Annotated in this window: 17 protein-coding genes and 1 pseudogene; 9 read left to right on the forward strand and 9 right to left on the reverse strand. The window is 51.8% G+C overall.

Annotation, left to right across the window (positions count from 1 at the left end):
* Window positions 1-123: 123 nt before the first annotated feature.
* Window positions 124-354, reverse strand: coding sequence for a hypothetical protein (locus F1593_RS29295; protein ID WP_235932573.1), 231 nt, complete (start codon window positions 352-354; stop codon window positions 124-126).
* A 1-nt stretch (window position 355) separates the two neighbouring features.
* On the opposite strand from F1593_RS29295, the gene F1593_RS13400 reads away from it, so the two are divergent.
* Window positions 356-928, forward strand: coding sequence for a carbohydrate ABC transporter permease (locus F1593_RS13400; RefSeq protein WP_235932574.1), 573 nt, complete (start codon window positions 356-358; stop codon window positions 926-928).
* A gap of 377 nt (window positions 929-1,305) precedes the next feature.
* Here the strand turns inward: F1593_RS13400 and F1593_RS13405 are convergent, their stop codons facing one another.
* Window positions 1,306-2,355, reverse strand: coding sequence for an amidohydrolase family protein (locus tag F1593_RS13405; protein WP_216368865.1), 1,050 nt, complete (start codon window positions 2,353-2,355; stop codon window positions 1,306-1,308).
* Window positions 2,356-2,492: 137 nt separating this feature from the next.
* Window positions 2,493-3,191, reverse strand: a complete 699-nt coding sequence (locus F1593_RS13410) for a TetR/AcrR family transcriptional regulator (protein ID WP_149402079.1) — start codon at window positions 3,189-3,191, stop codon at window positions 2,493-2,495.
* 203 nt (window positions 3,192-3,394) lie between these two features.
* On the opposite strand from F1593_RS13410, the gene F1593_RS13415 reads away from it, so the two are divergent.
* Together F1593_RS13415 and F1593_RS13420 are read left to right on the forward strand one after the other, a co-directional pair.
* Window positions 3,395-3,691 (forward strand): EthD family reductase, encoded by a 297-nt coding sequence (locus tag F1593_RS13415; RefSeq protein ID WP_149402080.1) that lies wholly within the window; start codon window positions 3,395-3,397, stop codon window positions 3,689-3,691.
* 193 nt (window positions 3,692-3,884) lie between these two features.
* Window positions 3,885-4,469, forward strand: a pseudogene (locus F1593_RS13420) (alpha-ketoacid dehydrogenase subunit beta); the annotation flags it as partial.
* Here the strand turns inward: F1593_RS13420 and F1593_RS13425 are convergent.
* Together F1593_RS13425 and F1593_RS13430 are read right to left on the reverse strand one after the other, a co-directional pair.
* Window positions 4,420-5,562: a winged helix DNA-binding domain-containing protein gene (locus F1593_RS13425; RefSeq protein WP_149402082.1), complete on the reverse strand. Its 1,143-nt coding sequence runs from the start codon at window positions 5,560-5,562 to the stop codon at window positions 4,420-4,422. The pseudogene F1593_RS13420 and the gene F1593_RS13425 sit on opposite strands and share 50 nt — an antisense overlap.
* 131 nt (window positions 5,563-5,693) lie before the next feature.
* On the reverse strand, window positions 5,694-7,259 hold the full coding sequence (locus tag F1593_RS13430; protein WP_149402083.1) for an MDR family MFS transporter: 1,566 nt from the start codon (window positions 7,257-7,259) through the stop codon (window positions 5,694-5,696).
* A 112-nt stretch (window positions 7,260-7,371) separates the two neighbouring features.
* Between F1593_RS13430 and F1593_RS13435 the strand changes: the two genes are divergently transcribed.
* Entirely contained in the window at window positions 7,372-8,337 is a 966-nt protein-coding gene (locus F1593_RS13435) for a helix-turn-helix transcriptional regulator (RefSeq protein ID WP_149402084.1), read from the forward strand.
* A gap of 47 nt (window positions 8,338-8,384) precedes the next feature.
* Here the strand turns inward: F1593_RS13435 and F1593_RS13440 are convergent, their stop codons facing one another.
* The 3 genes from F1593_RS13440 to F1593_RS13450 all read right to left on the reverse strand — a co-directional run bounded on the left by F1593_RS13440 (window position 8,385) and on the right by F1593_RS13450 (window position 16,240).
* On the reverse strand, window positions 8,385-8,891 hold the full coding sequence (locus tag F1593_RS13440) for a pyridoxamine 5'-phosphate oxidase family protein (RefSeq protein ID WP_149402085.1): 507 nt from the start codon (window positions 8,889-8,891) through the stop codon (window positions 8,385-8,387).
* Between the two features lie 92 nt (window positions 8,892-8,983).
* Window positions 8,984-10,945 carry a WD40 repeat domain-containing serine/threonine protein kinase gene (locus F1593_RS13445; RefSeq protein WP_149402086.1) on the reverse strand — a complete coding sequence of 654 codons (1,962 nt, stop codon included), beginning with the start codon at window positions 10,943-10,945 and terminating at the stop codon, window positions 8,984-8,986.
* 36 nt (window positions 10,946-10,981) lie between these two features.
* The gene (locus F1593_RS13450) at window positions 10,982-16,240 is read right to left on the reverse strand and encodes a HEAT repeat domain-containing protein (protein WP_149402087.1); all 5,259 of its coding nucleotides are present in this window, start codon (window positions 16,238-16,240) and stop codon (window positions 10,982-10,984) included.
* Window positions 16,241-16,615: 375 nt separating this feature from the next.
* Here F1593_RS13450 and F1593_RS13455 point away from each other — a divergent pair, with 375 nt between their 5' ends.
* From F1593_RS13455 to aat, 4 genes are all read left to right on the forward strand, one after another.
* Window positions 16,616-17,974: a glycoside hydrolase family 3 protein gene (locus tag F1593_RS13455; RefSeq protein ID WP_149402088.1), complete on the forward strand. Its 1,359-nt coding sequence runs from the start codon at window positions 16,616-16,618 to the stop codon at window positions 17,972-17,974.
* A gap of 22 nt (window positions 17,975-17,996) precedes the next feature.
* The gene (locus F1593_RS13460) at window positions 17,997-18,455 is read left to right on the forward strand and encodes a hypothetical protein (RefSeq protein WP_149402089.1); all 459 of its coding nucleotides are present in this window, start codon (window positions 17,997-17,999) and stop codon (window positions 18,453-18,455) included.
* A 135-nt stretch (window positions 18,456-18,590) separates the two neighbouring features.
* Window positions 18,591-20,264, forward strand: coding sequence for a lipopolysaccharide biosynthesis protein (locus tag F1593_RS13465; protein WP_172632098.1), 1,674 nt, complete (start codon window positions 18,591-18,593; stop codon window positions 20,262-20,264).
* Between the two features lie 31 nt (window positions 20,265-20,295).
* Window positions 20,296-20,883: a leucyl/phenylalanyl-tRNA--protein transferase gene (gene aat, locus F1593_RS13470; protein ID WP_149402091.1), complete on the forward strand. Its 588-nt coding sequence runs from the start codon at window positions 20,296-20,298 to the stop codon at window positions 20,881-20,883.
* 44 nt (window positions 20,884-20,927) lie between these two features.
* On the opposite strand, the gene F1593_RS13475 is transcribed toward aat, so the two are convergent.
* A complete protein-coding gene (locus F1593_RS13475; protein WP_172632099.1) occupies window positions 20,928-21,809 on the reverse strand; it encodes a cytochrome c oxidase assembly protein in 882 nt (293 codons plus the stop codon).
* A 226-nt stretch (window positions 21,810-22,035) separates the two neighbouring features.
* On the opposite strand from F1593_RS13475, the gene F1593_RS13480 reads away from it, so the two are divergent.
* On the forward strand, window positions 22,036-23,190 hold the full coding sequence (locus F1593_RS13480) for a glycerate kinase (RefSeq protein ID WP_149402093.1): 1,155 nt from the start codon (window positions 22,036-22,038) through the stop codon (window positions 23,188-23,190).
* Window positions 23,191-23,368 lie beyond the last annotated feature (178 nt).

Below are 23,368 nucleotides of genomic sequence, written 5' to 3' on the forward strand. Positions count from 1 at the left end.
AATTGGTCACTGACTTCCCACGGTTTGGTTCGGGCCATCTTGGTTTCTCCTTTGCTTGGGGGATTCGTGTTCCTTTCCTTGTTCTTGATTCTATCATCTCCTTCCACGTTTTCGGATAAGTTCCTATTGGGGTTCCTTTGTATTCCTGGTTGTCCTGGCCTTTATCTGGCTGCTTCCCTTACTCTGGGCGCTGGATACCGCCCTCAAGCCGGAGTCAGAAACTACCGCTGTTCCGCTCTCCTGGCTGGCATCGCACTTCACGCTGACAGCCTTTACCAGTACCCTGGCGACCAGTAGTTTGCCGCTCTGGCTCTGGAACAGTTTCTTCACCTCAGCGGTTATCAGTATCCTCACGGTGCTCCTGGCGAGTCTGGCGGGCTTTGCCTTCTCGCGCATCCCCTTCCGGGGCCGGAACATCTTATTCTGGATCATTCTGGCTGGCCTGATGGTGCCCGGTCAGACCCTGATCGTGCCCCTGTTTACCCAGATGCAATCATTCCATATGGTCGATACCTACTGGGGTATTATTCTCCCCCAGCTCGTCTCACCGGTGGCAATGTTCATCTTTAAGCAATACTTCGATGGCATTCCAGCTGAACTGGAAGAGGCCGCCATCCTGGATGGATCGAGTCGCTGGCGCGTCTACTGGCAAATCTGGATGCCACTGGCAAAACCAGCCATCGCCACGGTCGCCATCTTCACCTTCGTCACCTCCTGGAACAATTTCATCTGGCCCTTCATTGTCATCACCGGCAATGACATGATGACCTTGCCAGTCGGACTGGCGACCGTGCAAACATCCTTTGGTATTCGCTATGCACAGATCATGGCAACCGCCATCCTGGGCGGTATACCAGCCTTAGTCGTCTTCATCTTCTTCCAACGCCAGATCGTCTCAGGTATCGCCGGAACCGGCATCAAAGGCTAATCTGGCCAAGCAACATAAGCAACAAAGCGCGAGAGTACACCGTCACTCGACCTGTACTCTCGCCAGTATACGCTCTCAAACGCTTTTCATCACCTCGCCTGGCCCGGTCATCAGGTAGGCGTTGCACGCCTGCGCCCTTTTTAGTATGTGGTGTAGAAAAAGTTCTTCGAACTTTTTCTACACCACATACTAAAAATCTGTTTGAGCACCGTAGGCGCGAAAACTCATGCGCATAAATCGTGGAAAGCATGGGAGTCCGACACACTCTCAAAAAGACGCATAACACAGATATGCAGCCAGGCGGGTCACTTGCACCTGCCTGGCTGCATATTTCATTCAGGGAATGACCTGAAACCCTTACGTGTCGGTAGTGCAGATTAAAGCTTGAGCAATCTTTCAACATTGCCATGGCTAATCTTTTCTTTGCCAACAGGATTGAGAGGTATATGGTCAAGAAAGCTTCTTCCCTGTATGTTGGTGCTATAAGGATAGTCGATAGAGAAGATGATGCGATCAACGCCGAGCATTTGCAGGGCCAATAACAACGGTGGATAGGTAAAGATGCCACTGGTGGTAACATAGAAGTTTTGCAGGAAGTAGTCACCGATGCGCTGCTGCAAGTTCCTGGCAACCGGCGAGAGCACTCCATCAATACGTCCGAGATAAAAAGGAATCATCTCTCCCATATGCCCGATAATGATCTGTAGGTGTGGCAAACGGTCGAAGATACCGGAGAGAATCAGGCGCAGGGCATGGAGAGCGGTTTCAGCGTGCCAACCCCAACCGGCGGCTGAGAGTGAATAGTTCACGGCCTCATCAAAACCACTATAGTATGCTTTCTTAACAGCATCGATGGGGAGTGTGGGATGCAGGTAGAGTGGCACATCCAGTGCCGCGGCACTCTCAAGAATGGGCAAGAAGAAAGGATCATCCAGAAAGCGTCCGTTGGTATGTCCATTGATCATGGCCCCCTTAAAACCCAGCGTGCGCACCGTTCGCTCTAATTCCGCCGCCGCCGCCACAGGATTAGGAGTCGGCAGCGTAGCAAAACCAGCAAAACGATCAGGATGGGCAGCAATCGCGGCTGCCAACTGATCATTGGCATCCTTAGCCAGTGGAACAGCCTCCTCAGCCGCTAATATCTCTGTCGCCGGAGTTGTATGCGACAAGACTTGCATGTCGATGCCAGCCTCATCCATCGCGTTCAAACGCAACAGCTCCAGATCGTCCAAATTCGCCCAGAGATTAGCCAGCAAATCAGGATTATGCAGATGAGCATTCTGTTTATCTGTAGCATTCTTAATCGCAGCATTTCTATAATGCTCTTCGATAGCAATTACACGCATGGCCGCTCCTCCAATAGAAACAAACAAGCAGGCAATAAAATAACCAATCGTCACAGCATCGCTATAACAGAAACGCCGCATACCAGCCTTCAGGACTCAAATGAAAGGCTGAAACATCCACACGCATCCATTCCCTCTCCCCTGCGCACACTCTCTATCTCACCAGTACTATTTTTACCGTCTGGTAAAAATAGTACTGGTGAGATAGCTAGCTATTTTTATGTCTGTGCAAAGGGAGCAAGAGCTGCGGGGGTAAGTAAGCCGCCCTCAACCATATCGATAAACATATCGGCAATTTGTTGCTGAGAATAGCGTCCCGTGGGTTTGTACCAATGCGAGAGCCAATAGCACATGCCCAGGACGCCAAAGGTGATCACCTGTGAGTCAAAGCCAGCCTTGAAGGTCTGACGTGCGATGCCCTCCTGAATAATCTGCTCAAAATAACGCTGGTATGCCTTTTCGCGCAACACGATTTCTCTGGCAAAGGGACCTGTCAGGTGCGCCTGCTCACGATAAAAGACGGTGACTGCGGGCGATGCATTGACAGTTATCGAGATATGGTGCATGACCGCCTGACGCAGCTTTTCACGCGGATCAAGCTCGGATTCCACAATTCTTCGCAACGGCTCCTCAGCCATGTTGAGCACGGTCAGATAGATCAAGCGTAAAATCTCTTCCTTATTCTTGATATGATAATAGAGCGCGACTTTCGTCACGCCAAGCGCATCAGCAATATCATTCAGGCTGGTCGCTCCAAAGCCACGCTCGGCAAAGAGTCCAGCCGCCGTTTCTACGATTACCTTCTGCGTCAAACGGGTACGCTTTAATTCCTCACCGGCACCAGCCCGCTTCTTGCCTCGCCTGGAAGATGATTGGTCATCCGTGGAAAGCGGCGCTTTGGGTTGATCTTGTTTCATACCTTTTTATTCCTTATTTTGTGCAGATGGTTCCATTTTACCATAGCAAAGGTTCTGCCCGAAACAGGATTGACTTTTGCAGGATTGTTGGCTATATTTTTACCATCTGGTAAAAAAACTGGCAAGTGTGTGACAAAGTTAAGCACTTTGAACACGTGAACAGTGGAACAGAAAGAGAAGATAAAACGAAGGAGAAAATGTTAATGGCAGTTACTATGGTAGTATTCTATAAAGAGCCGGCGGATCGTGAGAAATTTGAGCAGCACTACATGCATACCCACATTCCTCTGGTACATAAAATGCCGGGCCTGCAAAAGTTTGAGGTCAGTCGCTTTACCAGTAAAGAGGCTCCCTACTATTTGATGGCAACCCTCTACTTTGAGAATAAAGAAGCCCTTCAGGCGGCTGCTAGCTCGCCTGAAGGACAGGCTGCGGCGGCTGATGTGGCGAACTTCGCCGCGCCCGACAGCGTGACCAATGCATTCGCAGAGATTCTCTAAGCACGCTTATTCCATTCATGTACTATGGCGTAGTATTTTCATCGATGCAGATGTATGCAATTCCTAGCATATGGGGAAGAAGCCATGACAGGTACGATGCAGGATGTACGCCCACCGGAGCCGATCCGTGTATTGGCTCCCGATGGCACCTTACAAGCAGGCACACAGCTTGAAGAGCCTCCAGAATTGTTTCGGTTTAGCCGTCTATGGATGGCATCCAATTGCAGAGATCCAGTTTCTGGGCTTCTCAGTGCAGGCATTCGCACAACTATTGCTACAGGCCGCACGTATTCGTATGCGTTCACAGGGACGCTTCACCTGTCCACTGGTGGTACGCGCACCCTTTGGAGGCGGTGTCCACAGCTTTGAACTCCATAGCGATGCCCTGGAGGCCCACTTTGTGCATACTCCTGGCCTGAAAGTCGTCGCACCAGCTACACCCTATGATGCCAAAGGCTTATTGCTGGCCGCCATTGCCGATCCTGATCCGGTACTTTTCCTTGAGCCGCTACGTAGCTATCGCGCCAGGCGCCAGGAGGTGCCTGATGGCAGTTATATACTTCCCCTGGGAAATGCGGCCCTGGTACGTGCAGGCAGCGATATCACGATCATAGCCTGGAGCGCGCTGGTCGATAGCGCACTCAAAGCCGCCGAATTCCTGGCAGATGAGGGGATCGAGGCTGAAGTTATCGATCTGCGCACCCTTTCGCCTTTTGACGCCGATACAATTATCCATTCGGTCGAAAAAACGGGACGCGCGATTGTTGTCCATGATGCATTTGAAATTTTGTATTGACAGGTAGGCCAAAAAACGCAGCATAGCGCTGCGCCGCTGTGGTATAGGCATGCATTTCAGCATCATTCAAGGAAGCAAAGAGGCTCAGGACAATATCAATGCGATCTTTTTTTAGCGTACGCCTCCAGATGCCAACCACGCGACCATCAATGATGAGGGTATTGTTAAAAAGGACATTGCCACGCGAATCCAATTTTTCAGTATCGGCCGCATCAAAGATAGCACTACGGTCTGTATAGCCAACAATATATTCATCATAATTCGGTAGCAGGTAAGCTGCCATCGAATTAGCTTCCGGGGATACGATAGAGGCAGTAGGCGTGGCAAGCCAATAGGTCTGACCATCAACGGTCTCATGGATAAGCTGAGATGAAACCATGGAGAGGCCCGCTCTGGCATCGGCTACAGTCAGGCCAGACCACCAGACAAAATCCTGCACGGTCGCCGGTCCATGGCCGGTAAAATAGCGTAGAACGAGTTCGGCCAGCGCTTCAGCATGTCTCAGGGGTTTAGTCGCGGGTACCCGCTCATCCAGCAAGGCATAGGTAAATTGTTTGCCACGTCTTGCGCCACTACACACAATGCCAGCCAACTCGGCCCGCATCATGATAGCAGTGAAGCGCTGTACCGCATCAGTAGCAATGCCAGCCTGTTGGAGTACAGAGACGAGTTCTGGACGTGTCAACTGCCGACCACCCTGCAAAGCTTTTATCAGCACAGCATTACTCTGCTTGAAGATAACTTCATCCAATTCAAGTTTCCGATACCAATAGGCATTGGCAGCATTGACACGCGGGGCTGTCAATGCAAGCAACCAGCGAATATCTGCAGGCAAAACAAAATGCCAGGTAGGGCGCATCAGATGAGTTCGAAGAAGAGTACCAGCGGTAAAGGCCTGCTCGATAACATCATCCGTAGCATCCGGCAAACGCAGGCCGAGTGCCCACTTGGCGGCCGCATAATCCTGCGCCTGCACAGCACCCAGCCACTGCACCACATCCTCAGGTTTTGCCAATGAAGTCCGCGCAATATGCTGATTGACAAGCCGTTGCCGCACTAGCTCCGAAATCATCATACATTCATCCTTTCCTTAAACAAATCATCTCTTAGCACCGGAGGGCCGCAGTGAGACTCGTCACGGGTTGGGTCTCACCACGGTGAAAGCATTTGGGGTACGGTTCGGTTCCTCTTTGATCTTGAAGCACTCTAAATGAGGGCTTCTTCGGGGGTTGGAACCACGTTCTCCGAAGCAACTGTCCGCTGTTCCTGCTTGAGAGTTGTATCTTTCAAGAAGAAGGTGGCGATCAGGGCGATGATGGAAAAAACTAATACAACGATAAAGCCATGCTGAAGCGCGGAGGATAACGCTGCTTTGGAGACCACGGTGGTTGGCAAATGGCTCATCAGATCACCAGAGGTGGAACTGCTCACGACGGTTCCCACAATCGCGATACCCAGCGACGCACCCAGTTGTCCCAGATAGCGCAAGCCGGCAGTGCCAATACCCAGACGTTCAGCAGGCAGGGCATTTTGAACTACCAGCATAGGCAAAGAGAAGAAGGGACCAATACCAATGCCAGTCAGGATGAGAATCGCGATGGCAAGTGCGACTCCAGTCGCTGGATTCATAAATGTGATCAGGAATACGCCGATACTCATAAGCAATGCCGCGATAATGCCAACGATACGATAGCGATTGAGCTTACCAATCATCTGGGTGCTCAGGATAGCCCCTATTACCATGCTCACTGAGAAAGGGGTCATGACCAGACCTGCATTAGTGGGCGAGACAGCCAGCACGCCCTGGAAGAAGAGTGGCAAATAGAGCGCCAGACCAAGTAATACCATATTTTGTAACAATGAGAGCAACGCACTGGTGCTAAAGATGGGATCGCGAAAGAGGTCCAATGGTAAAATTGGCTCATGGGCTTTCCGTTCGGTGCTAATGAACAAGACGAACAAGAGAATGCTCGCAGCGAGAATGCTAAGTACCTGCGGAGAAACCCAGGCTGAAGCTTGCTCCCCGCCCCAGGTTAATCCCAACATCAGGCAGATAGTTGCCGCGGCACAAAGCAGAGCGCCCAGAAAATCAATACTACGCAATGACTGCCAGCCGTTCCAGCCGCTGGTGCGCACCGAGAGGTTAGCAGGCAGGAAGATTAACAGAGACGCGACTGCAATCAAGCCAATGGGCAGGTTGATATAAAAGACCCAGCGCCAGCGTGTGGCATCAGTGATGAGATTTCCTAACAGTGGCCCATGCTCAGCAAACCAACCACCAATCGTGGGACCAAACAGATTAGAAACGCCATAGACCAGGCCAAAGAGGCCGCTCCATTTCGCCCTCTGCTCCGGCGGGAAAAGATCGGCCATAATGGTGCCGATTAAAGCCATACCAATACCCGATCCCAGTCCCTGTACGGCGCGGAAGAGAATCAGTTGATTCATGCTCTGGGATGCGCCCGCCAGCATGGAACCCAGCAGGAATAGCGTAGTGCCAATGAGCAAAAACCATTTACGACCAAATTGATCCGAGAGTTTACCCACAATCGGTATCATTGTCATGCTAGCCAGAATATAGGCTGTCACAACCCAACTATAGCGATCCAGACCGTGCAATTCTGCAATGATGCGCGGCATGGCAGTACCAACAATCGTCTGGTCGAGCGCTTCTAAGAAGAGTGTCAGCATCAGGGCGATCATCACAGAGATGAGCGCAAAGCCGCGCAGACGCGGCAAGCTGTGGATTTCAGCAGTGGCAGAATGAGACATCAGGTATTTCCTCTCTTATTTCGCTTGACGTATTTTATACTGAAAGTATATCCTAAAAAGAGGACAGAATCGATCCTTGTTTATGCGAAGATTGTGAAAAGAGAAAACGTACATGTATCATCCAACCAGTCGTGTTCTCACGGTACTTGAATTGCTACAGGCCAAACCCTCCATCAGCGGTCCCGAGCTAGCCGCGCGTTTGGAGATGGATGTGCGCACCGTACGCCGCTATATCATGCACCTGCAAGATGTCGGTATTCCGGTTGAGGCGACCATTGGTCGGCATGGTGGCTATCGGCTACGCCCGGGCTTTAAACTGCCGCCATTGATCTTTACAGAAGAGGAAGCTACAGCCATTATATTGGGTTTACTGATGAGTTCATGGTTGGAAATTGAACAACCATCAGCCGCGATTGAAGGGGCACTGGCAAAAGTCTCACGGGTGCTACCACTGCAGGCACGAGAACGCCTGCAAGCAGTTTCTTCCCATCTCTCCTTCTATCCCCCCAGCCAACAGGCGCGGCCCAGCGCCTCCCTGCTGATCGATCTGAGCGGAGCCATTCATGCAAGCCAACGAATTCTCATCAATTATACATCTCATCACAAAGAAGATACACAGCGCAAGATTGAACCATATGGTGTGACAGGTTGGAAGGGGCGCTGGTATATGGTGGGATATTGCTGCCTGCGTCAGGGATACCGTGTTTTTCGACTGGATCGTATTCGGCACATCACAATTCTTGCGGAAACCTTTGAGAAAGCTACGGATTTCGATCATGAGGCGTTTATCAGGGATAATCGCAATATCGGCCCTATCAACCTGGAAGTCGAGTTTCAAACGGATCTAGCAACTGTACAACAGAAGATCCCCGCATCCTATGGCATCCTGACACCTAGCGCAACCGGAGTGCTCTTTCAGGGAACCTATTATGATATAGAAAGCACTGCTCGCTATTTGATGGCGCTCAATATGCCATTTTTGATCCATCAACCACTGGAATTGCGCGACACACTCCGGCATCTGGGGGAACAGATGATACAGATTGCGAATACTCCCATTCCACCGCAGGCTCATTGAAGCCTGCGTGCGGTGGAACAAGCTGAGCAATCCGAGGGCAGACATCTCTAATGCATATCAAGTTTGACATCTGCACCGGTCGGTGGCTGCTGCTTGTGAGAGGAGAAGACTTTAAAGATGCCTCTCATTTTGCTGCTGGGCGCGTTCCAATATTCGGCCTCATCCACATGGACACGGAGCAGGGCCAGAGCAGGATCATCAGGTCCATCTGGGAACCAGGCTTCATATGCTGATTTCCAGAGTTTCTTGACGTGCTTCTGATCATGCACAAGTTCTGCGGTACCAGATACTGAAACAAAAAGATTGTCGCCGGGCTTGCTATAGCTCAGGTTAATACGTTGAGACTGCCGCACCTCTTCTACTTTATGGGCGCTGACTGAGGTAAGGAACCAGAGGTCACCATCGGTTTCGAGCGTCTTGAGATCCAAGGACGCCATCGGACGACTACGCAAGGTACCATCGGGCTCCGCCGTGGTCATCATAGCGATGTGGATATCTTTAATTTTTTCGCTTAATGTTTTAGCATCGCTCTTGTGCTCTGTGGATGAACTCATAACATCCCTCCAATCTACGGCAATAAACACCACACATTCGTTTTGTCGCTACATTCTGGTATACGGAGAAACATGAGCAGAGGATGCATTGTCTATACTGTCTTATCAGATTCTTCGGTCCAGATAATGAGGGTATTGGCATTACGCTCATCCAGGGTAGCAAGGCGATTTTCAGTAGGCGACCAGGCTGCGATAAGTTGGCCGGGGAGCGTGGCTGTAGGGGTGGAGTCCTGCGGAAAGCCAAGCACGAGTTGCTTGTCGTTAGAGGCGATAGTGATGCGCTCCCGTGGCGAGATGGAGAGCATGCGCGGCAAGGCTGGCAGTCTGGCCCAGTTGAAGATAGATGCATGGGTATGGGTGTGCCAGCCAGAGACACGTTTATCTTTGGTCGCCACGATCAGGAGCGATCCATCTGGCGACCAGATCAGGGATTGTACTTTTTGGCCGGTCGAGGCAACCTGCCAGGGAGATTGTTTGCCCCCGACCGACCAGCAGATCACTTCTCCATGACTGGAACCCGCTGCCAGGGACAATCCATCGGGTGACCAGCGCAATGTGCCAAGATTATCACAACGCAACGTGCCGGTAGAGATGGTTTGCGGCGTGGCGGGGCGACTTTGTTGTAAGCGGGCCTCAGATAACTGATAGATGCGAACCGTATCCTCAACCCAGATCGCCAGCTGATCCCGAACGGACCAGTCCATCCCCTGGAGTGTACTGATAGAGAGCTGCAGGGTTAGTGGCAGGGTCAGGCCGCGTTCGATGTCCCAGAAGTAAATCTTATGATCACCTGCGACCGCTACAATACGGTTATCTGGTGACCAGCAAGCAGTGCTCACGCGCCCCGCATTCACGGTAGTAACTGGTTGCAGTTGACCACTGACAGGTAGATAGACAGATAGCGATCCATAGAGGATGCAGAGCAGGGCCGAGCCAGCGGGCGACCAGCAGACGGTTTTGAGACGCATCGGCAATGAGATACGCTCAGGTCCTTGCAGTAACAGCGGATGCAGGACTAATGCCTCGCCCTGGTGCTGAGCATCCAGGGAAATAGCTCTGGCGGGCCTGATCGGCAATGGCTCATCCAGGATATGTCGCTCATCGATATCCGTGGAATCGCGCGGTAACAAGAAACGGGGCGTCGGTGTGATTGCTAATCTGACAGGCTCGGTCTGCTCCTCACCATACGCATCAATGGCCTGTTGGAATGCCCGGGCGAATTCCAATACCGAAGGGAAACGCTTTTCGGGACGCTTTTCCAGAGCCTGTAAGATAATCTGATCGATACGCTCGGATTGGAAACGTTGCGGAGCCAGGAGACTGGGTGGTCTGGGCTGCTCATAACGATGCGCCTCCAGATGCTGCTGATCCGGCACATAAATAGGAAATTCGCCGGTCAACAATAAACAGGCCATGATAGCCAGGGCATACTGATCCGTGGCGGCATCGACCTGTTGTGCGATCTGTTCGGGAGCCATAAATGCGAAGGTGCCAACCACTTCACTCGTCATGGCAAAGGTTTGATGTTTAAAACGCGAGATGCCAAAATCAAAGAGATAGAGATAGACAGCCCGCTCAGGAGTGTTGACAGAACGATAGAGAAAATTCCCCGGCTTAATATCCTCATGGATAATTTGAGGATCGCTATTGTGCAAATACTGCAAGCAGGCAGCCGCCTGCATGATTGCATCCCCTACCTGGCGTAAAGACCAGTAACGCCAGGGAGGACGCAAGGACATCAATGATGCCAGCGAGCCCTCAGGAATATAGGGAGAGACCAGATAAGGTATGACATGGCCGTTATATGCTGAGTAACCAGAATCCAGTAATGGTAAGATCTGAACGTGCCTTAATGTACGCAAGATGGTTATCTCACGCTCAAAACGCTCCTCAGTCTTCTGATTGCGCCAGATAACATCTTCATGCTCACCTTCATGGACCTTCATCAGTTTGACCACCACCTCTTTATTCCTCTCGCGATCCACCGCCAGCCAGACCTCGCTCATATGCCCACTCGGCAACTTCTTTTTGAAAAGATAGCGCTCAAGCCCCATCTGCTCGCCCTCCTCCTACAGCTTGATTGGGAAAGGTTAACGCATCTGGGAATGCGTTCCCGATCCTGATCCTGATCCTCTGGCGGACTGTTGTGACTGCCTTTGCAGGGATTGAATCTGCTGCAACATGTTTCGTTTCTCCTTGTCGGCCTGATCAAGTTCCAGGCGCAGGCGATTCCGCTCCTTACTGATTTGATCCGCATTAGCCCGCAGAATATCCCTTTCGCGGGTCAACTTTTTCAGCTCATCTTCGCTGATACCCTGCTCTTCACGATAGTTTTCTAGCTCGCTCTCCAGGCTAGAAATCTGACGTTGCTGATCCGCCATCTTGACAGTCGTAGCCAGCAATTCTTGCTTAAAGGTCTCGCGTTGCGCCTCAGACTCCTGCTGTAAGCGGGTGATCTGTGGTTCATAGCGCCAGCCCAGCAGCACATTCGCAACCTCATGCAGTGCGCCCCCCTCATCATCGCGTAACGCCTGCAATTGACGAACATCCCACTGACCACTCGCCAGCAAACCACCGACCACACGAAGCGCGACCGCCAGTTGCTCAGGATAGGCCGCTCCCGGACGCTTATTCGCGATACCAAAGCGGCTCAACATATAGGCATATTCCGTCACTGATTCAGGTGCCAGCGTCATACTCAGGATAGGGGCTACTTCAGTTCGGAATACCAGCGATGATGCGGGATCTTCAAACATCTCAAGCAACTGACGTTGTGTTTTGGGACTCAGCAAGAAGAAGAGATAGAGCAGTTGCCGACTCTCCTGCGGGCTTTCGCTAATCGCCTGCAATAAATGATCATTAACCGCAGGTTCGCCCATCAAGAGGAGCAAGGCCATGATACGCAGATTGGTTTCCTGGACCGTACTGGTCTGGATAAATTCGATCAGTTCAGGAACCATGACATGCTCCTGATACTCAAGCCTGGCCTCCTCGTGGATACGCGCCAGCAACAGAGAGACCGCCATTGCTATATCATCGCGATCATCACCGACCAGCAAATTGACCAGTTCATCTTTGATCACCTCTGGCGGCATGCTGCGAAAGACCGCCATCGCCGCCTCACGACGCGACAGGTTGCTGCGATCACTTTGCGCCGTCCAGATAAAGGAGAGCGCCGGAACGCCAATCTCGCCCAGAATAAACTGCGCCGCTCTGGCGACCGCTGGATTAGCATTGACGATCAGATCCCCAACCCGCGAGACCGCCAGACCGCCGTTACGAATCAAAGCAATCTCCGCGCCACGCCGCTGCTCTTCCATAAACAGCGCATCCACCAGACGATCAAGTACCAGATCCTGCATATCCGGTTTACGCGCCAGCCGGACAAATGCCTCAGCCACATCTTCAATCAGGCGAGCATCCTCTAATCCATCCAACAAGGCCAGCATACTCACATCACTCAACGTCTCCGTCAAGAGATCCAGCAGTGCCTCACGCGCATAGGGCGGCAGGGTTGGATGAAAGAGACGTACCACTTCTCGCAGCATCTGCTGTTGCCCATCTCCCTGCCGCTGCCGCACCAGGGCAATCAAGACGCGTTGTGCCTGCTCACGTGCCGTAGCACGCTGGTCATTCAAGCCTACGACCAGCGGTCGGAGCACAGCCAGACCGAAGCGTGGCAAGAGATCCACAGCAATCACGCTCCGCTCATGCTCAGCCAGCAAACCCACCAGTGGAGGGATAGCCGCCTCGGGATACTTCAAGAGCAGAGCTGAGACAGCATTGCGCAGGGTGGACTGATAGAGGGCATCCAGCAGCGCCGGGACGACGGTTGTGCCTGGCATCTGCTCCAATGCCTGATAGATATATTCACGTACCGTCTCATCGCGATGCAGCAGATTTTTCACCAGGATCGTCGCCGCCTCACTGCCCTTATCGCGCAAGACCATCAATACCTGTTGAGCCTGGGCCTGACTGCGTGGCTGCTCCAGGACTCCAATCAACTGCGCACCCGGAAACGGCGACATCATAACCACAGCGCGGCGCACGCGTTGCGAGCATGTGGTATCGGTTGGCACATCCAATGCCTGCACCAGACCAGCAAAGGCCACCAGCCCAAGTTGGCTCAAGCCAAAGATAGCCGCCTCAGAGACCATCACATTTGTTGTCGTCAGCACACTCAGTAAAGGCGCAACCACGCGGTTATCGGAAAATTGGCCCAGTGCACGAATGATTGCCAGCGTCAACATATCCTCGTCTTGCGCCCGCTCTAACAGATTGATCAAAGCCGGGAGGGCGCGTTGATCATGGAGATGCTCCAGGACCTGTACCAGGAAACGTGTGCGGCTCGAAATATTGGTCGTCAATGAGTCAATGACAGGTGTCACCACAGGCTCGCCAATTGCTTCCAGAATCGTTACAGCACGTTCCGCAACGAGATCATCAGAACCTGTGAGGAGGATATTAATCAAGCCTGGAATGCTCTCAGGCACATAGCTTTGTAAAGCCTGCATGACCTGCTGTCGCACGGCTAGCTGTGTATCTCCCAGCATGCCCAGCAAAGGATCAAGCGCCCGGAAATCTCGCTGCTCACGCAGAATCTGGATCACACGAATACGGACAATCTCCGAAGGATTATTCAGGCGCTCAATCAGGCGCGGGACGGCTGGCTCGCCAATCTCCTGTAAGACCAGAATTATATTCTGTACAGCGTTCTCATTCTGGGAAGAGAGATAGCCCAGCAAGGCATCGATAGCCTTCTCACTTCGACGCTCACGGCTAGCCTGCAAGGAGGTATTTTGTCCCTGCGCCACCAGAAACTCACGCGCAATCTGTTGCGTCTCCGGTTCATCCTGATACTGGGATGTCAGGATCGGCACCACATGCTCAAGCAGATGCTGATACTGGATCAGCGTAATCTGATATTTCTCGCTCTCTTTCTCATCCAGGAAACGCTCTACAACCGTCAGGAGGGCCTGATGCACACGTGCCTGAAATGGTCCCTCACTACGATCCTCAAACTCTTCCATAATACGCTGTAGCACTAATTGCGGTCCCAGGCGGATCAATCCATTGGTGGCGCGCTGCACAATGAAAAGATCACTATCGCGTAAACGCTCCAGCAAGGTCTCAACGGCCTGACTATCATTGGTGCCACCAAGCGTATTAACCGCAGCGGCACGCAAACGGAGCGACCGTTCTGGGGCCGGCAGACTCAATTCAGTAGCACGTGGCACAACGGTGGCTCCAAAGCGTCCCAGCACCCGCACAATGCGTTTCACCTGCTGCTCATAAATTACATTATCTACCGCATCCTCTAACTGCGTAAACAGGATAGTAGGCACTACTTCACGATCCAACAGGGTCAACAAATCATCCACGCCATCGGTCGTAATCATCGGGAGCAGTGAGCGATAGACCTCCTGACCACCCTCTTCAGCGCTATGGGTAAATAACTGGGCCAGTTCTTCGCGCGCCGCCTTATTGCGCACCGCGATGGACAACGCCTCCTCAATACTGGGTGGCAACACCACATGATATTGAATATCAGCCTGGGGTGGCGTCCACAGCACACCGATACAGATCAAACCCAGTGTCAATGCCTGCAAGACATACGCCTGCTGACTGATACCCAGCAAGCCAAAACATTCAGCCAACTCCAGGGGATCATCCAACAAACCAGCCCAGATAGCCACCGGTTCACTCCAGCGCCCGACATCCTCTAACAACTCCTCACGGATCGTCAGGGTTGCCAGTGAATGCTGGGCACAGGAGGCAAAATATTCAGCCACCAGATATTCAGCGATCAACTCATGGCGGAAACTCAGCACTCCGTCAGGACTGATATCGATCAGATCAGCCTCTTTCGCGAAGTGCAACAGCAAGGCAATATCATCATAGGGATCGGCCAGAGGCTCCTGCCCATCTACAAATGGCCCCTGTGCGGGATGCTCATCCAGCCAGTATTTGAGCTCATCACGCACCTCATCATAGTTGATGCCGCCACGACCGCCAGCACCTCCTGCCGAGGGAAAAACCGCAAGCTGAATCGCATTGCGATCCTGGGCCCAGCGAGCGGCGCTGGCAACCTCACTCAAGAAGCGCACGACATCCTGCTCACCAGGTGGGGTACCCTCCCAGGCAGCAATCCTTTTGCGCAGCAAGTGACGCACCGACTCACGCAACAAACGTCCACGAGTATCAATCTGTGCCCCTTCATCGAGACCCAGCGTATCGATAATCTCCATCAACGTAAAGAGCATCATCGGATTGGTACAGTGGTAGCGCAAGCGACTGCGATCAATGACCTGCATAATCTGCTCGGCCGTATGCACCCATTGCTGCGTTTGCTTCTCTACATAGCGAGTGACAAATTCATGGACCTGCTCAAGTTGCAGCGGATAGACCGTCACGCGTATCGCCTGACCATCGTTCACCAACTGCGCGAAATCAGCCTGCTCACGATAGTCAACCTCACGGCACGTCATCACCAGCCGATTCTGGCTGGTACGCATCAGTTCGACCAGTTCCGCACTTACCTGCGCCAGATAATTACTATCAATTTCATTTAAGCCATCACAGAGCAGGAGTAAACGTCCTTGCCCAAACAAGACAGGCAGGTCGGAACGCAGAAAACGCATACCAGGCAGATCGCTCTGGCACAAATAACTCAACAATGAGGAGGTGGATGCAGTCGAGACCGCACGCATCTCTTCTCCTTCTTCTCCGGCGAATACGCTGCTCTCCTTCTGCTGTTGCTGCTTCAGGAACAGACTATAATTCTTCATTGGCACATAGACAGGAATTTTGCCGCCCGCCAGTGCCAACTTCGCCGCTTTCAGTGAGGCAAGATATTGATAGACCCGTAGCGCCGTCGTCTTGCCAGCCCCCGGCACACCCAGGACTAAAAGATGCGTTGTTTGATCCTCAACCAGTTGCAAGAGAGAAATATCGCGCTGACCAACCACCTCTTGTTCACCATCCACAGCCTGCGAAAATGCCGTCGTCGTACGAATATTCGTTAAACCAGTCAGGGGTGTATAGAAATCATTGAAAGGTTTTTGGGCCTCGCGTACCTTGCGCAAATAACGTGTCACAGCCAGGGGTCTGGCAGACAACACAGCGGCGCCAGTAAAAATGAATAATTCAGGCAGGGCTAATAATAGTACAAAAGTCAATTGAGCCAGAAGATGCAAAGGAAAAAGAAGAGCAAATACAATGATCAGGGTTAGCAGGGCTGTCAGGCCTAATCCTACTAACACACACACAAAAAGGCGTTGCGACGCGATGCCTGTACGCCGCCCACCTCCCGTGCTCAGGGGAATACTAAGTTTTTGAGCTTGTTTCATAGAACATACCCCGGATCTCTTTTTTTAAACATAATAAAAACAGTATATCGCAGCGTATCCATCTGAACAAGCAAAATGTAATACGGTCCCATAGGCATCCATTGCTATTCTTAAAATCTAGCGAGCGAGCACTGGTTTTTTGGTGGAATATATGTTTTACTTCTAAAAGGTTCCTGCTATTTTCTATATATACTTAGACGAATTTATTTGTAGCACATCAATTGTAGAACGTTCTTCTCGTAAGCAAGCACATCCATTTTCTCTGCTTTTTTTGCGCATAATCGATAGAACACCGGACCAAACATGGCAAGCGGTCCTGTATGATAGATAGAGCATGCTGGCAGACCGGGATGACAGGATTCAAAGGGGATCTGAATGGAGCCAAACACTCCCTTAACAACAGAGGCATCAGATAGAGAGACAACAAGACAGCAGCGGGATCAGCCAGCATACTTCGACGAGCAGAAGAGAAAATCGAGAGTCAAGATGGCCGGCCTGATGATCATCCTGCTATTGCTTGTGATTCAAACATCCAATCAAGGACTATCGCAACTGACCAGCGGGCAGGGATGGGCCTCGGTCCTTTATCCTCAAATGGTGACACAGAACAATATTCTTCCAGTCATCAATCAAGCGGGACATATTGATCAAACCACAACCAGACATCAGGCATCACTCACGCCACAGCAGTATATTGATCTGATCGTCTCCCATCTGACACGCGATCAAAAACTGGGGCAAATGATGATGGTACAGTTCGTGGGTGCCAATTATTCAGAAGCCTTAGCCAGTATGCTCAATCAATATCATGTCGGCAATATCCTGCTCTTCTCTGCTAATGGCAATATCATCGATAAAGATCAATTAAAGAGTCTGACACAGAATATACGGCAGGCTTCCAGTGCACTTCCACCCAGTATCGCGCTGGATCAAGAGGGTGGCACAGTGGATCGTTTGCAACAGTTAGATGGGCCACGACCATCTGAGGCGGAGATTGGCGCGACCAATAGCATTGAATATGCACGCACAATAGGCAAGCAGACCGCCGCTGATCTTACCAGCTATGGCATTAATTTAAATCTAGCCCCGGTGGTGGATGTTGATAATGATCCTACCTCCGAGCTGCATCAGGATATGCGTACCTTTGGGACAACCTCTGATAGCGTCACCAGGATGGCAGGAGCATATCTGCAAGGATTGCAAGAGAGCCAGCAGGTTGTGGGAACCCTGAAACACTTTCCTGGTCTGGGAGACGCCAGCGTCGATCCACATGTGGGACTACCCACGATCACGCGCAGCAAAGCCGAGTTAGAGAATACCGACTGGGCTCCCTATCATGCCTTGATCATGCAGGGCCTGGTACATGCGATTATGGTCACGCATGAGATGATACCTGCGATTGACCCGAACAAGCCATCATCCCTCTCACCTGCGCTTGTGCAGGGTATCTTGCGCCAGGAAATGGGCTTTCAAGGAGTCATTATGACCGATAGCCTGACAATGGCTGGCATTGCTGCCTACTATAGCCCGGATCAAGCAGCCGCGCTGGCAATTGAGGCTGGTTCAGATATCATCATGGGAGCCAGCAGCCCTGATGAGGTTGCCACCATGCTCAATGGGATCAAACAGGCGCTGGATACAGGTACGCTTCAACCTGCGCGCATCGATCAATCGGTGCGACGCATTCTATTAATGAAGTACCAGATGGGATTACTGCCGATCCCAAAGCAATAAAGCGACAGAAGGAAAAGAATAGATGTCATCATTATTAGCGCAACTACAGGCGCGTATCTTCTCGCGCAAAGCGATCAGCTATAGGAATCTTGCACTGGGAGTGATCGTCGTTCTCGAAACCCTGCTTGTCTGTTCCGCACTCATCCCGGCGCAATTGTGGACACGTCTCATCCCTCTCTCCTCCAATAGCGCCCTCAACGGACCCTATCCCGCCACCATAGCTCCCCTGATCACGTTGCTGCTCTATCTCTTGCCCACGGCGATTGGCTTTTCGTGCTATAGCTGGCAAAAAGCACTCTTACTCGCCACTTTGCCAGCCTGGTTAGGATTGGGAATCTTTGCGGTCGCAGCCACATCTAAAGTCGGAGCCTTTTATATTTTCAGCAGCGATCATATAACAGCCAATGTAAGTCTCCTAGAATTGTTCGCCCTGCTAGGATCAATTGGCTGGTTAGGTCGCTATTTTTTAAAAATAAGTTAAAATAGAACCATGCAGAAACTACCGTTGAAACCTTTACGTTTACTACCTATAGCATCCCAATCAAAAACAGCGACACGTCCGCTGGATCAGCAACCTGATGCAAGGAAGAACACATTTGATGGATCTCAACCTATAATGTTAAAACATAAAAAAAATACCATGCAGAAACAATCTGTAGAAACATCAGTCCCTATGCAAGCTACTGCAACACAGGATCAAACTGTCGAGGAGCGCGACACGGCACAGCAGTTACTGCAGCGCGCTCCCAGAAGCTATCTCTTTAATCAGGTATATAATATCTGGTTTTATATTTCATCATTTCTGTTCACCATCATACTGACACGGGCGGTCAAAGCCGACCAATACGGGGTCTATGCCATCATCCAGACGACGCTCAACACGATCATGTATCTGATCGCGTTCGGCCTGGAAGATGCTACCAGCGTCTATATCCCCCGTATGCTGGCCGAATATGGACTGGCGGCCGCGGCTAAATTGACACGCTTTATTCTTGGAGTGCGCCTGCTCTTTCTAGTGATCAGTATTGGCATTTTACTATTTGGTCTGCATTGGCTGGCGCTGGGTATCTCCATGCTCCCCATTCACGGCACACAAGCTATCGTGCAGGTACTGCAAAATCCCATTCTGGTTCAATATAATCTCCCCATTGTTCTCTATCTCTTTGGTACTGGTATCGGGAATGCTCTAACCGCCCTCTGCGCGGCCCAGATGCGCATGCAAATCGTGCTGGTCGTCAATGGCATCACACAACTGGTCCTGTTACTCCTGAGCTTTCTGCTACTGACACAGGGGAAGGGTATTACCGGTATTCTCTGGCTTCAAGCCGCCATCGCGCTGGCGAATGCGCTGGCCTTTGCACTCTGGCAAACACCCTATCTATGGAAGCGGCCCTCTGGCGTACAACTTCCGCTGGCGGGAGTGCTCAAGCTGAGTTTCTCAGCCTGGCTAACCAATCTCGCCTCCGGCGCGCTTCTCAAGCAGATCTCCATCACTCTGCTTGGTATCTTCATGGTCTCGTATGTAAGTATTGGCTACTTTAATCTCTCGTTCCAACTGGCTGACTCGGCTAACGTCCTACTGGTCGCTGGCTTCTCAGGTGTGGGAGGTTCAGCGCTTGCCGCAGCCTTTGTCGGCAATAATGCGGAGCGCCTGGGCAAGACCTGGCTGACATTGATTAAAGTCGAGACGCTAATCGCCGCGCCCGGACTGGTCTTTTGCCTCTTCAATGCCAGCACTATCGCCCATATCCTCTATGGCAGCGCCTATGATCCGGTGGGGCCATTGCTGGCAATCTTCCTCTTCTTTAACCTCATCGTACGTATCCTGGGCACCACCATTCATCAGGCCAGCCTCTATGTCGTAGGCAAAGCGCGGGCCGTAGTCATCGGTCAATGGACTGGCATTCTCGTAATGATCGGATGTGCCATCATCTTGATTCCCAGGCTGGGGGCTGCCGGAGCCTTGATCGCGGATGGGATCGCCAAAACGATCACCGGCATCTTACTCTTGATCTTTATTATCCGCTCCATTCCCCGGCACCAGAGCCGTGAACTGCTTAATTTCACTGTGCGCGTCATGCTGGCGCTGGCGTTGGCGGCCCTTCCCACGCTCCTCTGGCATCCCAATGATCGCCTCTTACTGGGCGTATCGGGCGGCATCTTCCTCATCTTATGTCTGGGACTGCTCCTGCTGATCAAACCGCTCAGTAGCGCGGACACGCAAATGATCCAGGCCACCAGACCCCGCATCGCCCGACTATTGAAGCTCTTCACACGGCAGCGCTCATAGCGAAAAAACAGAAAGAAACGGTTAAAGATTTATGCCACAACTACAGCCAGAGCCACTTGATCCGATCCTTGTTATCAACGCCTATGCGCAAGGCATCTTCCCGATGGCCGATGAACTGGGCAAGATTTCCTGGTACGCCCCTGATCCCAGGGCCATCCTGGAACATCACAACCTGCACCTTTCGCATTCACTCAAAACCACCATTCGCAAGCGCCGCTACCAGATCCGCACGGATAGCGCCTTCGAACAGGTGATGCGCCTCTGTGGAGCGCGTGAAGACACATGGATTAATGAAGAGTTTATCAAAACGTATACTTATTTACATCAAAAGGGCTTTGCCCACAGCGTTGAAGCCTGGGAAGGCAGCCAGCTCGTCGGTGGTCTCTATGGCGTCACCCTTGGAGGAGCCTTCATGGGTGAAAGCATGTTTTCGCTGGCGACTGACGCCTCTAAAGTCTGCCTCGTAGCCCTCGTGGACCATCTTCAGGCCCACGGCTATATACTCCACGACACCCAGTTTATCACGCCCCATCTCGCCACCCTCGGCGTCACAGAGATTCCACGCACCGACTACGAAAAGCGTCTGCAGGCGGCCCTGAAGCTGCGCTGCACCTGGTAATCCTTGCGGGGCGGTTAGGCGGTTATCATCAGATACATTACGGCTTAAAAAGCCTGGCCCATATTTATCTGGGCATCCTCATCTTCCTCATCATCATCGAGTTCGCGGGCCCGGGCACGGCGTTCGTCGGCCAGACGCGTTTTTTGCTCTAGCAGACCCATCCAGGAGATAAAGAGCGGGGTCATCACGGCCAGATCGACCAGACCAGGGATCAAAAGAATGGCTCCGGCTACCGCTTGATCAGCGAAATGACTCATATTCATCTGGGCAGGGATCAGATAGTGGGGATAGAGCCCAACGCCACTGAAAACGAGCAGAAAGGCAAAGATATCCACCGGCTGACCATCCAGCACAACATAGAGCATTTGGAGCGGATAGCCATGCTGCTTGAGTTCTGAAATAGAACCAATGATGGGCCACCAGTTCAGGAGCGAAGTCAGAAAGATCGTGAGCATCATGGTGTTATAGAGTGGGGCGCTACCCATGGCACCATTAAAGATCTTTGGGGCATGCCAGGCCAGGAAAGTGGCATTGAAGATGACGGAGGCGACAACAGGATGTGTCAGGAAACGGATTATGCTACCCGTAATCCGATTATCCAGTGCCGGTCCCAGCAGGACGGCTGAGCAACCACCCAATAAAAGCGGCGCGCAAAGCGTGGTAAGTGTGACCACTTCCGCCATATGGACGGAGAAGAGTTGTGTGCGCCCGATAGTATGGATGGGCGAAAAGAAAAGGAGCGCGAAAAGCAACCATCCCACAAAGAAAGCAGCGATACGTATAGGATGGACAGTAGGTGCCTGAGGATCTTGACGCCGCCGAAGGTTGACCCTCCATAAACCAAATAGATAGAGTGCTGCCAGTAGCACCATACAGACAAAACCACCCAGACTCCAGGACCAGGAGAGCGTGAGACCATTCAACATAGAAAAACTCCATAAGACAAGCCAATGCTTAGTATGACCAGATGTTGCCATAAGACGCAACGTGACAATTCTATCACGTAGTATAGGGCAGGATAATCGAACGCGCAAATCTTTACGTGTGAATTTTCGCACCCTGGGTGCTATTCAACTGCCTCTGCCTTGTACAGCATTTGCTATAATGCGAGGAATGCAATGATGGAAATGAGAAGCAAAGGAGCAATATGTTATGCGTATTCTGATTGCCCCCCAATCCCTTAAAGGCAGCCTCGGTGCGACCGAAACAGGAGAGGCTATCGCCAGAGGAGTACACGCCGTCTTTCCTGACGCGCTTACGACGATCATTCCTATCGCGGATGGCGGAGAGGGAACGGTCCAGGCGCTGGTAGATGCGACGGGAGGAGAAATCCGCACCGCGACAGTGACTGGTCCACTCAATGAGCCTGTCGAGGCGTTCTATGGCTTACTGGGCGATGGACATACTGCTGTCATCGAGATGGCAGCCAGCTCTGGTTTACCCCTGGTCCCACCGGAGCGGCGCGATCCCCGCCTCACCACTACCTTTGGGGTTGGGGAACTGATCCTGGCGGCGCTTGCAGAAGGACGCCGACACTTTATTCTGGGCCTGGGTGGCAGCGCTACCAATGATGGAGGCGCGGGTATGGCCCAGGCACTGGGAATTCAATTCTTTAATCAGCAGCAGCAGGAACTGGCGCGCGGCGGTGCAGCACTGGCAGGACTGGCCCATATTTCGCTGGCAAAGCTTGATCCACGTCTCCAGGAGTGCCACTTTGAGCTCGCCAGTGACGTCACCAATCCTCTCTGTGGTCCCACGGGCGCCTCAGCCATCTATGGTCCGCAAAAAGGAGCCACGCCAGCCATGATTCAGGAGCTGGATGCGGCCCTGGCCCACTATGCCACGATTATTCAGCGGGACGTACAGCGCGAGGTTGCCACTATTCCAGGAGCTGGCGCGGCTGGTGGATTGGGAGCAGGGATGCTTGCTTTTCTCAATACCACTCTCAGACCCGGAGCGCAAATTATCCTTGATGCTATCCAGATAAAAGAATATATGAAAAACACCGATCTGGTGATTAGCGCGGAAGGCCAATTGGATGACCAAACGGCCTATGGGAAGAGCGTGGGCGCGCTCGCGACCCTGGCGAAACAGCATAACTTACCCGTCCTGGTTATTGCAGGAGGATTAGGAGATAACTATAGAGGTATTTACGACCTGGGAATTGATGCGATTACAGTATTACCCACTGGTCCCATGCCATTAGTCTATGCTATGAAGCATGCAGCACTTCTGACGAGTGATGCAACCGAACGAGCGCTGAAGCTGTTCCGTCTGGGCATGCACTTCAAACCAGATGAACAATGAAGATAAGATAGATCAATACTGGCGGTGTGGCTTCCATATCCATGTTATCCCCTATGCAGTTACCAGTTCTTGCCATCAATGCAAGAGGCATTTCGCTTACCAGTTTTTGTAGCAAATGTTCGTAGCCAGGGAAATTTTTAGCAAGAAATGGATGTTATAGAGAATGTAAGAATTCATT

The sequence above is a fragment of the Dictyobacter arantiisoli genome (assembly GCF_008326305.1).
GTDB lineage: Bacteria > Chloroflexota > Ktedonobacteria > Ktedonobacterales > Ktedonobacteraceae > Dictyobacter > Dictyobacter arantiisoli.